Source organism: Geminicoccus sp. (assembly GCF_036263595.1).
GTDB lineage: Bacteria > Pseudomonadota > Alphaproteobacteria > Geminicoccales > Geminicoccaceae > Geminicoccus.
In genome coordinates this window covers 1-14,389 of sequence record NZ_DATAGQ010000242.1, presented here as the reverse complement: position 1 = coordinate 14,389, position 14,389 = coordinate 1, and the positions used below count along the sequence as shown (strand labels likewise).

15 protein-coding genes are annotated in these 14,389 nt (G+C 66.9%); 10 read left to right on the top strand and 5 right to left on the bottom strand.

Translation table 11 applies throughout. The features are described from left to right. Positions 1–3 precede the first annotated feature (3 nt). Genes VHL31_RS26100 through VHL31_RS26080 form a run of 5 tightly spaced genes read left to right on the top strand, consistent with a single transcriptional unit; the run spans position 4 to position 3,903 of the window. Positions 4–795: an HpcH/HpaI aldolase family protein gene (locus VHL31_RS26100; RefSeq protein WP_329664177.1), complete on the top strand. Its 792-nt coding sequence runs from the start codon at positions 4–6 to the stop codon at positions 793–795. Beyond that, entirely contained in the window at positions 795–1,748 is a 954-nt protein-coding gene (locus tag VHL31_RS26095) for a hydroxyacid dehydrogenase (protein WP_329664176.1), read from the top strand. The genes VHL31_RS26100 and VHL31_RS26095 overlap by 1 nt, the downstream gene beginning before the upstream one ends. Then, positions 1,745–2,887, top strand: coding sequence for a Gfo/Idh/MocA family oxidoreductase (locus VHL31_RS26090; protein WP_329664175.1), 1,143 nt, complete (start codon positions 1,745–1,747; stop codon positions 2,885–2,887). The genes VHL31_RS26095 and VHL31_RS26090 overlap by 4 nt, the downstream gene beginning before the upstream one ends. Then, complete coding sequence (locus VHL31_RS26085) at positions 2,884–3,510, top strand: MT-A70 family methyltransferase (RefSeq protein ID WP_329664174.1); 627 nt, start codon at positions 2,884–2,886, stop codon at positions 3,508–3,510. Before VHL31_RS26090 ends, VHL31_RS26085 begins: the two co-directional genes overlap by 4 nt. 6 nt (positions 3,511–3,516) lie before the next feature. Beyond that, positions 3,517–3,903 (top strand): MAPEG family protein, encoded by a 387-nt coding sequence (locus VHL31_RS26080; protein WP_329664173.1) that lies wholly within the window; start codon positions 3,517–3,519, stop codon positions 3,901–3,903. Between the two features lie 281 nt (positions 3,904–4,184). On the opposite strand, the gene wbaP is transcribed toward VHL31_RS26080, so the two are convergent. Further along, positions 4,185–5,660: an undecaprenyl-phosphate galactose phosphotransferase WbaP gene (gene wbaP / locus VHL31_RS26075; RefSeq protein ID WP_329664172.1), complete on the bottom strand. Its 1,476-nt coding sequence runs from the start codon at positions 5,658–5,660 to the stop codon at positions 4,185–4,187. Positions 5,661–5,783: 123 nt separating this feature from the next. Next, entirely contained in the window at positions 5,784–6,887 is a 1,104-nt protein-coding gene (locus tag VHL31_RS26070; protein WP_329664171.1) for a glycosyltransferase family 4 protein, read from the bottom strand. A 70-nt stretch (positions 6,888–6,957) separates the two neighbouring features. Between VHL31_RS26070 and VHL31_RS26065 the strand changes: the two genes are divergently transcribed. Together VHL31_RS26065 and VHL31_RS26060 are read left to right on the top strand one after the other, a co-directional pair. Then, positions 6,958–7,128 carry a hypothetical protein gene (locus tag VHL31_RS26065; protein WP_329664170.1) on the top strand — a complete coding sequence of 57 codons (171 nt, stop codon included), beginning with the start codon at positions 6,958–6,960 and terminating at the stop codon, positions 7,126–7,128. Between the two features lie 29 nt (positions 7,129–7,157). Then, complete coding sequence (locus VHL31_RS26060) at positions 7,158–7,742, top strand: glutathione peroxidase (RefSeq protein WP_329664169.1); 585 nt, start codon at positions 7,158–7,160, stop codon at positions 7,740–7,742. Here the strand turns inward: VHL31_RS26060 and hutI are convergent. After that, the gene (gene hutI, locus VHL31_RS26055) at positions 7,713–8,951 is read right to left on the bottom strand and encodes an imidazolonepropionase (RefSeq protein ID WP_329664168.1); all 1,239 of its coding nucleotides are present in this window, start codon (positions 8,949–8,951) and stop codon (positions 7,713–7,715) included. The genes VHL31_RS26060 and hutI overlap by 30 nt on opposite strands. Positions 8,952–9,024: 73 nt before the next feature. Here hutI and VHL31_RS26050 point away from each other — a divergent pair, with 73 nt between their 5' ends. After that, positions 9,025–10,707, top strand: a complete 1,683-nt coding sequence (locus tag VHL31_RS26050) for an adenylate/guanylate cyclase domain-containing protein (RefSeq protein ID WP_329664167.1) — start codon at positions 9,025–9,027, stop codon at positions 10,705–10,707. A gap of 7 nt (positions 10,708–10,714) precedes the next feature. Here VHL31_RS26050 and VHL31_RS26045 read toward each other — a convergent pair whose 3' ends face one another. Continuing rightward, entirely contained in the window at positions 10,715–11,410 is a 696-nt protein-coding gene (locus VHL31_RS26045; protein WP_329664166.1) for an aquaporin, read from the bottom strand. Positions 11,411–11,664: 254 nt separating this feature from the next. Between VHL31_RS26045 and VHL31_RS26040 the strand changes: the two genes are divergently transcribed. Both VHL31_RS26040 and VHL31_RS26035 read left to right on the top strand, forming a co-directional pair. Beyond that, the gene (locus VHL31_RS26040) at positions 11,665–12,444 is read left to right on the top strand and encodes an ABC transporter ATP-binding protein (RefSeq protein WP_329664165.1); all 780 of its coding nucleotides are present in this window, start codon (positions 11,665–11,667) and stop codon (positions 12,442–12,444) included. 58 nt (positions 12,445–12,502) lie between these two features. Beyond that, positions 12,503–13,282, top strand: coding sequence for a transporter substrate-binding domain-containing protein (locus VHL31_RS26035; RefSeq protein ID WP_329664164.1), 780 nt, complete (start codon positions 12,503–12,505; stop codon positions 13,280–13,282). Positions 13,283–13,307: 25 nt separating this feature from the next. On the opposite strand, the gene VHL31_RS26030 is transcribed toward VHL31_RS26035, so the two are convergent. Beyond that, complete coding sequence (locus VHL31_RS26030; protein WP_329664236.1) at positions 13,308–14,324, bottom strand: DHA2 family efflux MFS transporter permease subunit; 1,017 nt, start codon at positions 14,322–14,324, stop codon at positions 13,308–13,310. Positions 14,325–14,389 lie beyond the last annotated feature (65 nt).

Here is a 14,389-nt window from a genome sequence, read left to right as displayed (position 1 = left end):
CACATGAAGCCCAACGGGCTCCGGCAGATCTGGGCGGACAACAAGGCAGCGCTAAACGGCTGGCTCGCCATCCCGTCCTCCTTTTCCGCCGAGATCATGGCGCACCAGGGCTTCGACACCCTGACCGTCGATCTCCAGCACGGCGTGGCCGACTACCAGACCGCCATCACCATGCTCCAGGCCGTCGCCACCACATCGACGGTGCCCTTGTGCCGGGTGCCCTGGAACGAGCCTGGCATCGTCCAGCGCATGCTCGATGCCGGCGTGATGGGCGTGATCTGCCCGATGGTGAACACCCGCGCCCAGGCCGAGGCGTTCGTCTCCGTGATGAACTACCCGCCCAAGGGTACGCGCTCCTTCGGTCCCATCCGGTCGCTCTACGCCTACGGGCCCAGCTATCCGACATGGGCCAACGACGAGATCGTCTCCTTCGCGATGATCGAGACCCGCGAGGCGCTCTCGAACCTGGACGACATCCTGAGCGTACCCGGCCTGGACGCCGTCTATGTCGGCCCCTCCGACCTCGCGGCATCGCTCGGCTACACGCCCCGCTTCGACCCGGAGGAGCCGGCCGTGGTGGATGCGATCAGGCACATCATCGCAAGGGTGAAGGCGCATGGCCTGAAGGCCGGCATCCACAACGGCACCGCCGCCTATGCCAAGAAGATGATCGAGGCCGGCTACGACCTCGTGACCGTGGGCTCCGACGCCCGCTTCGTGGCGATCGAGGCTGCCAATGTTGCCGCCGCCATGAAGGACCGCCCGGCACCCGGTGCCTCGTCCGGGACCTACTGATGCCGCATGTCCTGGTGGTTGGCCGCGTCGTCGAGGAAGGGCTAGCTGTCCTGCGCGCCCGGCCCGACGTCACCTTCGACCGGATCGACGAGGGCGACCCGGAGGCCGTGCGCGCCCTGCTGCCGAAGGCGGACGGCCTGCTGGTCCGCACGATGAAGATGCCGCCGGACCTGCTCGACACGGCGCCCAACCTGCGCGTCGTTTCCCGCCACGGCGTCGGCTACGACAACCTGGATGTCGGCTATCTCGTCCAGCGCAGGATCCCGCTCGCCATCGCCGCCACCTCCAACGCCGTGTCGGTAGCCGAGCACGCCTTCTGGATGATGCTGGAGCTGGCCAAGCGTGGACGCGAGCACGAGCAGGCCCTGCGTTCCGGCAATTGGGCTTGGCGCCTGGGCAACCACGCCATCGAGCTTGGCGGGCGGCGCGTGCTCCTGGTCGGCTGCGGCCGCACCGGCCGCGAACTCGCCCGCCGGGCCCTGGCCTTTGACATGACGGTGGACGTGTTCGACCCCTTCGCCGAGGCGCCCGAGGGCTGCCGCAAGGTCGAGGAGCTGGAGCCGGCGCTGGGCGATGCGGATTTCGTCAGCCTGCACCTGCCGCGCACGGCTGCCACCGTGAACCTGTTCAATGCCGCCATGCTCGCGCGCATGCGCCCAGGAGCCGTGCTGGTGAACACGGCGCGCGGGGGCATCGTCGACGAGCGGGCCCTGGCCGAGGCGCTTGCCAGCGGCCACCTGCGCGGCGCCGGCCTGGACGTGTTCGACCAGGAGCCGCCGGCACCCGGCAACCCGCTCCTGGCGGCCCCGAACGTCCTGCTCACCCCGCACACGGCTGGCGTGACCGCGGAGGCGATGCTGCGCATGGCGATCGAATCCGCTGTGAACGTCCTGGCGGGCATCGACGGCAAGCTCGACCCGGGCGTGGTGGTCAACCGGGAGGTCCTGACGTGAACCGTCTGAACATCGGCCTGATCGGTTCGGGCTTCATGGGCCGTAGCCATGCGCTGGCCTGGCGTGCCTCGGGATCGACCTCTCCCCTCGACGTGACGCCACATCTCGAACTGCTGGCGGATGTAGATGCCGCCACGGCCGGCAAGGCCGCCGCCGGCTTCGGCTTCGCCCGCTCCACCGGCGACTGGGAAGCGCTGGTCGCCGACCCGGCCGTGGACCTGGTCGACGTCACCACGCCCAACATCCTCCACGCACCGATGTGCCGAGCCGTGATCGCGGCAGGCAAGCCGCTCTATTGCGAGAAGCCGCTGGCGCCCGACGCGCGGACCGCCTTCGCGCTGGCCCGTGAAGCGGAAGCTGCGGGGGTGCCGACCTTCGTCGGCTTCAACTACCTCCGGAACCCGCTCACGGAGCTGGCCCGCGAGATCGTCCAGAGCGGCGAGATCGGCGAGGTCTGGAACTTCCGCGGCATCCACGCCGAAGACTACATGACCGACCCAAAGTCCTTGTGGACCTGGCGCCTCGATCCAAAGGGCGGGGCAGGGGCGGTGGCCGACCTCGGCAGCCACATCATCAGCCTTGCCCGCTACGTGGTAGGCCCGATCGAGCGGCTTTGTGCCGACGTCGATACGGTAGTCGCGGAACGCCCGACCCGGGAAGGCGGCCGCCGCCCTGTCGAGGTGGATGATCAGGCCCGAGCCCTGGTGCGCTTTGCCAACGGCGCCAAGGGCACCATCGAGGCGTCCTGGGTCGCGACGGGGCGGAAGATGTACCTCGCGTTCGAGCTGGTGGGCTCCAAGGGCTCGATCTGCCTGAACATGGAGCGGATGAACGAGCTGAAGCTCTACGTCACCGGCCGCTCGCCGGTGACCGATGGCTGGATCGAGATTCCTTCCACGCCCGCGCACAAGGACTATGCCGGCTTCATCCCGGCACCCGGCCACCAGCTGGGCTTCAACGACATCAAGACGATCGAGGTCGCGGAGATCGTCCGCACCCTGACTGGTGCCGCGGGGCAACGTGTCCCGGACTTCCGCGAGGCCGCTGAAATCCAGGCCACGGTCGACGCGATTCTCCTGTCCGCCAAGTCGGGCGGCTGGGTTTCCGTCGACGGCGTCGCGAAAGACGCCGGCCGATGAACCCGGACCCGCCGCCAAGGGCGGGAGAGTACCGCACCATCTATGCCGACCCGCCCTGGACCTTCGGCACCTGGTCCGAGCGCGGCAAGGCCCGCAGCGCCGAGGCCCATTACGACACGCTGACCCTGGACGGCATCGCCGCCTTGCCGGTCGCCGACTGGGCCGCGAAGGACGCCGTTCTGCTGATGTGGGTCACCGACCCCCTCCTGCCGCGCGGCCTGGACGTGATCCGGTCCTGGGGTTTCACGTACAAGACGGTGGGTTTCCACTGGACGAAGCAGAACCGCACCGGCCCCGGCTTCTTCACCGGCATGGGCTTTTGGACCCGCGCCAATCCCGAGCTCTGCCTGCTCGCCACCCGCGGCAAGCCCAGGCGAAAATCGGGCGCGGTGAAGCGGCTGGTGGTGGCGCCGCGCCGTGAGCACTCGCGCAAACCGGACGAGGTTCGCGAACGCATCGAGCAGCTCTGCGAGGGGCCTTATCTCGAGATGTTCGGACGCGACAGCCGTCCCGGCTGGGATGTCTGGGGCAACCAGGCCGGCCTGTTCGACCGTGGCACCGTGAAGACCCGCCGGCGTCCTTCGAAGGAGCCGCCGGCCCTGCCCTTGTTGGCCGAGGAGTAGCCGCCCGTGACGACCGAACTGTTCACCCTGGTGGCGCTGGCCATCCTCGCCCTGGTCATGCCAGCCTTCTACGGCAGCCTGCGGGTCAAGCAGGTGGGCTCCGGTCCCCTGCTCGGCAACCGCGAGGGCCTGCCGCCGCCGACCGGTGCCGCCGGCCGCGGCCTGCGCGCCCACCAGAACCTGATCGAGAACCTGGTCCCTTATGCGATCGTCATCCTGACCGCCCATGTCATCGGCGCCAACAATGGCGTCACCGCCGGTGCGGCCATCGTCTTCCTGATCGCCCGCCTCGTCCACGCCGGCAGCTACTTTGCCGGCATCACGATCATCCGCACGGTCGCCTATGCCGTAGGCCTGATCGCCATCATCGCCATCATGACCCAGCTGTTCTGATCGCCCGCCAACAGGTTTAGGACCGCCAACCTATCCATGCTATCCTGCAGCCATCCTCCGTCTGCAGGATTCCGGGCATGTTGTTGTCTTCCCTGCCATCCGGCATTGCACGAACGAACCCGAGCCAGCTGCTCGCCCGCAGCGAAACTGCACGAACGAACCCGAGGCACCGCCCTGGTCCGTCACCTGCCGCGCAGGCGGGGGACCGACGGCCAGCCGCCGTCCCGGCGCATCGTCGCGTCGAATGTGCACGAACGAACCCGAGCTGGACCGGCGATGCCTCAGTAGGCCCCGCGCCCGAACACCACGATCGGGATCGTCTTCAAGAGGATCACCAGGTCGTACCAGACCGACCAGTTCTTGACGTACCAGCAGTCCAGGTGGACCCGGCGGCGGTAGTCGATGTCGTTGCGGCCGCTGATCTGCCAGAGGCCCGTCAGGCCGGGCGTGCTCTCGAAATAATAGGGCAGGCTGTCGCCGTAGCGGGCCAGTTCCTCGGACACGACCGGACGCGGTCCTACCAGGCTCATGTCGCCGCGCAGCACGTTCCAGAGCTGCGGCAGCTCGTCCAGGCTGGTCTGGCGCAAGAAGCGGCCGATCGAGGTGATGCGCGGGTCGCTTTCCAGCTTCTGCCGCTCCTCCCACTCCCGACGCCGGTCGGGGTCACGCTCCAGCAGCTCGCGCAGCCGTTCCTCGGCATCGGGCACCATGGTGCGGAACTTGTAGCAGATGAAGGGCTGGCCGCGCCGCCCGATCCGCCGATGGCCGAACACCACGCCCCGGCCGGTCTCCCGTACCTGCAACGCAATCCAGGCGAACAAGGGCGACAGGACGACGAGAAGGATCGACGCCATGACGAGGTCGAAGGCGCGCTTGATGCCCCGGTTCCAGGCGCTGGCCAGGTTGTTGTGCAGGCGCAGCGCCAGCACGTCGTGGCTGAAGAAATGGGGGACGCTCGCCGTGGCGACCGGGAGGCCACGGATGGGCGAGACCACGTCGACCGAGCGGGAGCCCAGGGCGATCCGCTCGACGAGGCTGGCATGGCGCTCCGCCTCGCCAAGTTCGAGGGCGATCACGACATGCGGGGTCCCCAGCTCTGGCGGGAGCAGGCCCGGCCAGGGCAGGGTGTTCAGGACCGGCAGGTCCCCGTCCTCGACCTTCAGGCTGCGCGGCGCGTCGCTGCCGGGCGGCACCACGAAGGCGATCGGCTCGAAGCCCAGCATCGGCTCCGACCAGAGGGCAGAGGCAGCGTCCACGGCATTCGGCCCGATGCCGACGATCACGGTCGGCCGCCGCCAGGCCCCCATCGCCATCAGCGCGTGCTTGGCCGCCATGCGCGTCAGCGGGATCGCGAGGACCAGGAAGGCCCAGTTCGCCAGGAACCAGTGGCGGGACATCTCCGTGCGAGACAGGAACAGGCTGGCAGCGTCGATTAGCGCCATCACGCCCAGCACGGACAGGATGTCGCCGACCTCCAGCCAGAAGGGCCGCCGCCTTGCGTAGTGACCGAGACGCCAAAAGGTCCCCACGGCCGCGATCGTCAGCGCAGCATAAACCCAGGGTCGCTCATCGGCGGACATGTGGCCGAGCAGGACCGGTGGCAGGGCTTCCTCGACGCTATAGTGCGCGACCAGCCAGCGCGTGCACCAGAAGGCAAGCGCGAACAGGGTGGCGTCCAGAAGCGGGAAGAACCATGCCTCCCGGGCCGACCGGCGTGAACGTGCCGCGACTTCGAACCGTTCGAGCGTTGACGCCATGCCGTTCATCACCCGCCGATATCGGGCCGCGGCGACGACCATCGATACCGGAAGCAAGCTTCGATGCGCGATCTGTTAGAGCGCGCACGCCTTTAGTGCTAGAGGTCTCAAGCACTACGCGAACTACAACCTTGCACCCGTGACGTGGTTGCATATTCGCAGGTACAGTTCGTGATACGCATCGACCATGCCTTCCAGGCGACAGCGTTCGGCCACGGCTGCACGGGCATGCCGGACCATTGTGCCGGCCAGGATCGGGTCCCTCAGGATCCGCCCGACATCGTGCGCGAACCCTTCCAGGTCGTGTGGGTCGCTGCGCAGCAGCCCGGATACGCCGTGCTCGACCAGCTCGGGCACCCCACGCACCGAGGCAGCCACCACCGGCACGCCGATCCCCATCGCCTCGGCCAGCGCCACCGGAATGCCTTCCCAGAGCGAAGGCAGCACCAGGACTGCCGCCCGTGCCAGTTCCGCCAGTGCCTGGCCACGCTCCAACGGCCCGGTGATCCGCAGCCGGCCGTCCACGCCCGCCGCGCGTGCCCGTGCCCAAAGCGCGCCCTCCAGAGGTCCGCCGCCGATCATCACCAGGCGCGCATCGCCCAGCTCCGGCCGGGTCAGGAGGTCGACCGCCAGCTCGGGGTTCTTCTGCGGCACCAGCCGGCCCAGGAACGCGACGAGCCCAGGATCGGCCGCGGCCACAGCCGGCAGGGAGGCGATATCCAGACCGTTATAGACCACCTGATCGACGGCGCGTCCTGGGTCGAGCCGCCAGGCGGCCGCCAAGGCACGATCGGCCGCACAGACCCAGGTGACCGCACTGGCCCGCCGTCCGATCCGCCATTCGGCCATGGCCGCGGCGAGCTTGTGCGGCCAGGCCTTGGTCGCAAAGTGGTAGCCATGGACGGTATAGGCGAACGGCGGGCCGTTCGGCCGGTCCAGGCTCCGTGCGACCGCCAGCCCTGCCCGGCTGCCATGGGCATGGAGAAGGTCGGGCCTGACCCGGTCCAAGAGCGCCTTCAACGCGGCCGGTGCCCGGCGATCCAGCCGGCCCCTCCACAGGTCGAGGTGATGGACTTCGATCCCGTCCTGGCTCGCTGCTTCCAGCACGTAGCTCGACGGCGCGCTCGCCAGGACGACGTCGTGGCCATGGCGCGCGCGCAAGCCGCGGCAAAGGTCGAGAACCACGCTCGTCCCGCCCCCTGGCCGTCCGTCGGCCACGATCTGCATGATCCGCATGCCTTGCCCCCAGCCCTCTTCGGAGCGACATGCGGGGGAGACGTCAAGAGCGGGCGCGCGGATGGGTTACGAGCAGGTCTTCCCGGTCATCGCATCCCTGGCCATCCTGGTTTGGCTGGCGCCTGCGGTCTTCCGCATGAGCCCGGCCATGCGCGAACGGAGCGCCAAGCTGGCGTTCGGCCTGATTGTGGTCGGAATCGGCATCGCCCTGGTCGCGTTCGCCGTAGGATAGGTGGGACAGCCGCAACAAGGACACTCGCCATGGCAAGCAACTCTTCGTTGATCCCGGCTGCAGCCCTGCTGCTCCTGGCGATGCTTTCGCCGGCCGCCGCTGCCGAAAAGACGGCCTGGGACTTCTCCCTGACCCGGATCGAAGGCGGGGCGCTGCCGCTGCAGGAGTTCGCGGGACGGCCGGTCCTGCTGGTCAACACGGCGTCGATGTGCGGCTTCACCTACCAGTACGAGGGGCTGCAGGCGGTCTGGGAACAGAACAGGGAGCGCGGCCTGGTCGTGCTGGGCGTCCCGTCGGGCGACTTCGGCGGGCAGGAGTACGGTACCAGCGGCGAGATCAAGGAGTTCTGCGAGGTCAACTTCGCCATCGACTTCCCGATGACCGAAAAGGAGCATGTCCGTGGCACGGACGCCCATCCGCTCTACCGCTGGCTCGTCGCCACGCTGGGGCCGGAGGCGGAGCCCAGGTGGAACTTCCACAAGATCCTGATCGGACCGGACGGTCTGCCGCGCGGAGCCTGGGGCAGCCGCACTGAGCCGGACGACCCGTCCATCACTGCCGCGATCGACCAGGCCCTGCAGGCGTCAGCCAAGCCCGCGCCGGGTGGCGGCTGAAGGCCTGCCGGCCACAACCCGCTCGACCAGCAGCCTGTCCCCGAAGCCCAGCCAGTAGCAAAGCTCCGCTGGCCTGCTGATCCGCCACAGGGTGAGGTCGGCCCGCTTGCCCACCTCGAGCGTGCCACGGTCCTTCTCGAGGCCCAGCGCACGCGCCGCATAGACCGTCATACCCTGGAGCGCCTCGTAGGGCGTGAGACCGAACAGGATGCAGGCCATGTTCATGGCGAGGAGTGGCGAGAGCATCGGCGAGCTGCCGGGGTTGGCATCCGTGGCCACGGCCATCGGCACCCCGTGCCGGCGGAACAGGTCGATCGGCGGCAACTGCTTTTCGCGGAGCATGTAGAAGGCACCAGGCAGGACCACCGCGACCGTGCCGGCTTCTGCCATCGCACGCACGCCAGCCTCGCTCGTATACTCGAGGTGATCGCAGGACAGGGCGCCGAAGCGGGCCGCCAGCGCGGCGCCGCCCGTGTCGGACAGCTGGTCGGCGTGCAGCTTCACCGGAAGACCCTTGGCCCTGGCCGCCTGAAACACCCGTTCGGTCTCGGCGGGCGAGAAGGCGATGCCCTCGCAAAAGCCGTCGACCGCGTCGGCCAGGCCCTCGGCCGCCACGGCGTCGAGCATCGGCCCGCAGACCAGATCCACATAGTCGGCGCGTGGCAGATCGACCGGGAAGGCATGCGCGCCCAGGAAGCTGGTCACCACCGACATGTCGGCCGCCCGCTGAAGTGCTCGTGCCGCCCGCAGCATCCGCAGCTCCGCCTGGGTCTCCAGGCCATAGCCGGACTTGATCTCGACAGTGGTGACACCCTCGGCCAGAAGGCGTGCGAGACGCGGGCGGGCGAGGGCGACCAGGGCTTCAAGGTCGGCTGCCCGCGTGGCCTCGACCGTGCGCCGGATGCCACCGCCGCGCCTGGCGATGTCCACATAGGGCACGCCTTCGAGCCGCTCCTCGAATTCGCCGCAACGGTCGCCCGCGAACACGGCATGGGTGTGGCAGTCGATCAGGCCTGGCAGCAGCCATGCCCCGGCGCCATCATGCACCTCCATGACTGGCATGTCGGGAAGATCCGCGCGACGACCGATCCAGGCGATCCTGCCGTCCCGGACCGCCAGGGCACCGTCCCGTATTTCACCACGCTCTGTTGCGTCCGGCGTCATCGTCGCAAGATGGACGTTGACCCATATACGATCGAAGTGGTCCATGGGTCGTTCCCTGATCGCTGCGTGCGCACTCTCGTAGCAGGAAGACGACAAGCTGGCCAAAGCGGGCACGAAGATGGCACGCACCTCGGCGCTGATCGAACCCGGCCGCCTGCGCCTCTATTCGGGGCTCGTCCTGTTCCTGTTCACGTTGACGCACCTGATGAACCACGCGCTGGGGCTGGTATCCCTCGAAGCGATGGAACTGGGGCGGGTGGTCTTCCTGGCGGTGTGGCGCTCGCCGCTCGAATGGATCCTGTTCGGTGCCTTCCTGGTGCATCCGGTGCTGGGTCTGCGCAAGGTCTGGCAGCGTCGGACGCTGCGCATATCGGCGGGTGACTGGCTGCAGATCGCATCGGGCCTGATCATCCCCTACTATCTGACCATTCACGTGCTGGGCACCGGTGTGCTGCATTATGTCCAGGGCCTGGATGACAGCTACGCCTATCTGCTCAATCTGCTCTGGCCGGGCGGCATCCAGCGGCAGACGGAACTGCTGCTGGTCGTCTGGGTCCATGGCTGCATCGGCGTGCATCATTGGCTGAAACTGGAGCGTTGGTACGGCCAGGCGAAGCCAATCTTCCTGACCCTCGCCGTGCTGCTCCCGACGCTGGCCTTCTTCGGCATGCTCGAAGGTGCGCGGGAAGTGGCCGCACGCGCCCAGGCCGATCCTGCCTGGATCGCTGGCCTGCGGCAGGTCCAGAACTGGGGCGGCAATGCCGAGCGCGCCTGGATCTATCGGCTGGAGGATCACCTCCTCCTGGCCTTCTACGGGCTGATCGCGATCGCCGCGCTCTACAGGCTCGGGCGGCGCATCGTCATCGCCCGCACCGGTTCGGTCGAGATCGAGTTCCCGAACCACCGGATCGTGCGGGTGCCCAAGGGTTCCACTGTCCTCGAGGCAGCCCGGTCGGCACGGCTTCCCCATGCGTCGGTCTGCGGCGGCCGCGGACGCTGCTCGACCTGCCGCGTCAGGGTCTCACGCGGGCTTGAGCGACTGTCCGGCCCATCCGGATCGGAAGCCCGGGTGCTAGCTCGGATCCAGGCCCAGCCCGATGTTCGCCTCGCCTGCCAGATCCGGCCAACCCATACCCTGCAGGTCACCCCACTCGTCGCCGTCGATCGAGCGGCCGACGAGGTCCGGCGGCCAATGGATCCTGGCCAGGGCACGGAGCGCGAACTGGTCGTCATGTTCGCCGACCTGCGGGGGTTCACCCGCATCTCCGAGCAGCATCTGCCCTACGACGTCGTCTTTCTCCTGAACCGCTGGTTCGCCCTGTCGGGCCAGGTGGTCGAGCGGATGGGAGGCCGCGTCGACAAGTTCATCGGCGACGGGGTCATGGCCCTGTTCGGTCTGGATGACGGCCCTGAGGCCGGGGCGCGGGCGGCCCTGAATGCAGCCAAGGCGATCTCGGTCGGTCTCGAGCGGATCTCGGCCGAGATGCGAGGAGAGCTCAAGGAGCCGTTGCGCCTGGGGGTCGGGCTCCATGCGGGTAACGTCATCCTGGGCGAGTTGGGCTGGGGACAGACGATCGGCCTGACCGTGATCGGCGACGTCGTGAATGTTGCGAGCCGGCTGGAAACAGCCTGCAAGGAATTCGGCGCCGAAGCGGTGATTTCGGCCGACGTTTTTCGCCTGGCCGGAATCGAGCCGCCGTTCGAGCCGACGCTGTTCGAGGTGCGCGGCCGGCAGAGGTCCCTCCAGGTCGTGGCGGTCCCTCGGCTGGCCGAGCTGGATCGCAAGTTGGCAGTATCCTGACGCCGGATCAGCGCTTCGGGCTGAACACGCCCTTGTACAGAAGAGCGGCGACGACGGCACCCACCAGCGGGGCGATCATGTAGAGGATGAAGTTCGAAAAGTCGCCGGTCGCTACCATCGGTCCCAGCGCCCGGGCGGGGTTGAAGGCCGCACCGGTGAGCATTCCGCCCGTGATGATGTTCAGCACCAGCGTGAAGCCGATGGCGACCGGCGCCAGGTCGCCCCCACGGCCAGCCACGGCCGTATTCAGGATGGTGTTGACCAGGAAGAACGCGAGAACTGCTTCGATCACGAAGCCCGCGAACCAGCTCACCGTGACGGTCACGGTGCCGATCTGGCCGGAGAACAGCCCAGGCTTGCCGAGACCCGTCTCGGCGCCACCCAGGACCATGAGCAGCAGAAGCCCGCCGACAATGCCGCCCAGCAGCTGGGAGACGATATAGGCGACCGCGTCGGATACGCTGATTTCGCCGGCGGTGAGCAGGCCGACCGTCACGGCAGGGTTGAAGTGGCCGCCGGAAATGGCGCCATAGGCATAGGCGAAGGTCAGGATGACAAGGCCGTGCGCAAAGGCAATCGCGATGATGCCGGCGAAGCCTCCCGTGCCGCCCCCGATCACCGCGCCTGCTCCGGCGCCGATGAAGATCAGTGCAAACGTGCCAATGAACTCTGCGAGCAATTTTTGCGGCAAGCTGTACGTCATGAAGCATCTCCTCTCTCGGCCGACCTGATCTCCGCCTGGCCGGTACGCCCGACATCCCGCCTTCCGGCCTCCATGGAACCGGTTTGCTGCGTGTGCCGACGATGGCGGATCATAGATTGTACGGCTAGAGGATGGAGAAAGTTCTTCGTGATGGAAGTACAGATCGTTGTGCGAATCCCAAGGACGGAACGGCTTGACGCATGTCCGGGCGCCCCTCACGCTTCACCCTGAAACCAGGAGCCGGCCCCTCGCCGATGAGCGAATCGCACCAAGCCCTCGTCGCGCAGGACATCCACAAGACGTTCGGGGCGCTGGAAGTCCTCAAGGGCGTCTCGGTTCGGGCCAACAAGGGCGACGTGATCGCCATGCTCGGATCGTCAGGTTCGGGCAAGAGCACCTTCCTGCGCTGCCTGAACCTCCTCGAGATGCCGGATTCCGGCCGGATCATCGTCGGCGGCGAGGAGATCAGCCTGGTGGCCGACAAGACCGGCAAGCTGCGGTCGACCGACCGTCGTCAGGTGGAACGGCTGCGCACACGGCTCGGCATGGTGTTCCAGCAGTTCAACCTCTGGTCCCACATGTCCATCCTCGACAACGTGATCGAGGCGCCGATCCACGTGCTCAAGCTGCCACGCAAGGAGGCCATGGCCCGGGCGGAGGCGCTCCTGAACAAGGTCGGCATCTGGGATAAGCGTGACGCCTATCCCTCGCACCTCTCCGGTGGTCAGCAGCAGCGTGCGGCGATCGCCCGGGCGCTGACGATGGAGCCGGACGTGCTGTTGTTCGACGAGCCTACCTCAGCGCTGGACCCGGAACTGGTAGGCGAGGTCCTGAAGGTCATGCGTGACCTCGCGATGGAGGGTCGCACCATGATCGTGGTCACCCACGAGATGGGCTTCGCACGTGAGGTCGCGAGCGACGTGATCTTTCTGCACATGGGCAGGATCGAGGAGCAGGGTCCGCCATCCTCCTTCTTCGGGGCGCCTCGCTCCGAGCGTGTACGACAGTTCCTCTCAGGCAATCTCAAGGGTTGACCAGCGTGGGACGGCGGGGCATCCGTGCGATGCTCATCCGTCAACGGGTTCCCTAACCATGCGCTATCGATTGTCCGCGATCGCCATTGCCTTCGTCATGGCCCTGCCGGCCTTGTCTCACGCCGCCACCCAGAACCTGAAGATCGCCGTGGACGGCAGCTATCCTCCCTACAGTACCGTCGACAAGAAGGGAAAGCTGTCAGGGTTTGACATCGACATGGCCGATGAGATCTGCAAGCGCCTGAAGGTGAAATGCACCAAGGTGCAGGTGACCTGGGACCAGATTCTGGACGCCGTGAACAAGCGCAGAGCCGACATGGTCGTGGCATCCACCTCGATCACTGACGGACGCCGCCGTCGCGGCATCATGTTCAGCGAGCGTTACTATCACACGCCTGCCATGTTCCTTCGTCGCAAAGGCGATGAGGTTGAGGGTATTTGGAAGTCGTTGCGGGGAAAGACGATCGGCGTCCAGGCGAAGACGACCCACGACCAGTTCGTGACGTCCCAGTTCACCGAGGTCGCGACGATCGAGCGGTACACGACCTTGCCCGAGATGGTGCAGGCCCTGGTCAACAAGAAGGTCGATGTGATCCTGGCCGATGCATGGTCGCTGCAGCAGACGGCGATCAAGGGTAAGCACGGCAAGAAGCTGGAGTTCACCGGCCCGCCCTACAACGATCGCCGCTGGTTCGGCGAAGGTATCGGCGTGATCGTTCCCCGTCATGATCCCGACCTGAAGGTCAAGGTCGACGAGGCGATCGTGTCGATGCGCAACGACGGCACCTACATGACGATCGCCAAGAAGTACTTCAGCTTCGATCCCTACGGGAACTGATCTCGGCCCGACCTCTGGTATGCCGCTAGTGCGCCTCGGCCGGCGCTCCGGCGGCTTTGGGCCGATGCACGAGCGGCATGAGCAGCAGGGCCGCGAAGAACACGAACGACATCAGCAGGAAGGCATCTGCATAGGTGAGCACGCTCGCCTCCTGCTGGGCCATCCCGATCAGCGAGCGGAGGGCCGCCTTGTCGGGATCGGTCGTGAGCAGATCGGCGAACCGGCCGCTCATCGCGTCGAGCGTCGAGGTGACCACGTTGCGGGATAGCGTCAGCTGGTCGAGGAGATGGCGCATGTGATGGGCCATGCGATGATCGATCACTGTATTGATCATCGCGAGGCCGATGGCTCCGCCCAGGTTGCGCATGAGGTTGTAGAGGCCCGACGCGTTCTTGATCTTGTCCGGTGGCAGGGTGCCGAGGGCGAGGGTGTTGATCGGCAGGAAGCAAAGCATCAAGGACACGCCGCGGATCGCCTGCGGCAGGAAGAGTTCACCCAATGAACTCTGGTTGGTCACGAAGTGATTGAGATAGACGCCGAGGCCGAACAAGGAGAGGCCCAGCGCCAGCATGAGGCGCGGCTCCAGCTTCTTGCTGAGAATGCCCGCGATCGGTGCCGACATGAACTGGAACAGGCCGGTCACGAACATGATCTGACCGATCTGCAAGGCGTTATAGCCACGCACGCTGCCCAGGAAGAGTGGCAGCAGATAGACCGAGCCATACAGGCCGATCCCCAGCACGAAGCTCAGCGTGCAGCCGATCGCGAAGTTGCGATCGCGGAACGCCCACAGATCGACGATCGGCTGGCGGTAGCTGAGCACCCGCCAGAAAAAGAAGATGCCGGCTGCCACGGCCATGACGAAGGCATAGCGGACCGTCTCGTCCTCCAGCCAGTCCCAGCGGGGGCCTTCGTCAAAGACATACTCCATGGAGCCCAGGAAGGCTGCCATGGCCAGCAGGCCAAGCCAGTCGAAATGGGGTGGACGCCCTCTGCTCCCGTTGCTGACCTTCCGAGCGCAATAAGAGCAGTTCCGCCCAATGGAGATTGGCGATGCAAGTGGTCCGGATTGGCCTCGATGTAGCGAAGAACGTGTTTCAGGTGCAC

What these genes read in the sequence shown, in the direction of transcription:
- wbaP (WP_329664172.1), bottom strand. Translation starts at nt 5,660, where the DNA reads ATGGCGTCAACGCTCGAACGGTTCGAAGTCGCGGCACGTTCACGCCGG.
- VHL31_RS26095 (WP_329664176.1), top strand. Translation starts at nt 795, where the DNA reads ATGCCGCATGTCCTGGTGGTTGGCCGCGTCGTCGAGGAAGGGCTAGCT.
- VHL31_RS26065 (WP_329664170.1), top strand. Translation starts at nt 6,958, where the DNA reads ATGGGTTACGAGCAGGTCTTCCCGGTCATCGCATCCCTGGCCATCCTG.
- VHL31_RS26060 (WP_329664169.1), top strand. Translation starts at nt 7,158, where the DNA reads ATGGCAAGCAACTCTTCGTTGATCCCGGCTGCAGCCCTGCTGCTCCTG.
- VHL31_RS26100 (WP_329664177.1), top strand. Translation starts at nt 4, where the DNA reads ATGAAGCCCAACGGGCTCCGGCAGATCTGGGCGGACAACAAGGCAGCG.
- VHL31_RS26040 (WP_329664165.1), top strand. Translation starts at nt 11,665, where the DNA reads ATGAGCGAATCGCACCAAGCCCTCGTCGCGCAGGACATCCACAAGACG.
- VHL31_RS26045 (WP_329664166.1), bottom strand. Translation starts at nt 11,410, where the DNA reads ATGACGTACAGCTTGCCGCAAAAATTGCTCGCAGAGTTCATTGGCACG.
- hutI (WP_329664168.1), bottom strand. Translation starts at nt 8,951, where the DNA reads ATGGACCACTTCGATCGTATATGGGTCAACGTCCATCTTGCGACGATG.
- VHL31_RS26035 (WP_329664164.1), top strand. Translation starts at nt 12,503, where the DNA reads ATGCGCTATCGATTGTCCGCGATCGCCATTGCCTTCGTCATGGCCCTG.
- VHL31_RS26085 (WP_329664174.1), top strand. Translation starts at nt 2,884, where the DNA reads ATGAACCCGGACCCGCCGCCAAGGGCGGGAGAGTACCGCACCATCTAT.
- VHL31_RS26050 (WP_329664167.1), top strand. Translation starts at nt 9,025, where the DNA reads ATGGCACGCACCTCGGCGCTGATCGAACCCGGCCGCCTGCGCCTCTAT.
- VHL31_RS26070 (WP_329664171.1), bottom strand. Translation starts at nt 6,887, where the DNA reads ATGCAGATCGTGGCCGACGGACGGCCAGGGGGCGGGACGAGCGTGGTT.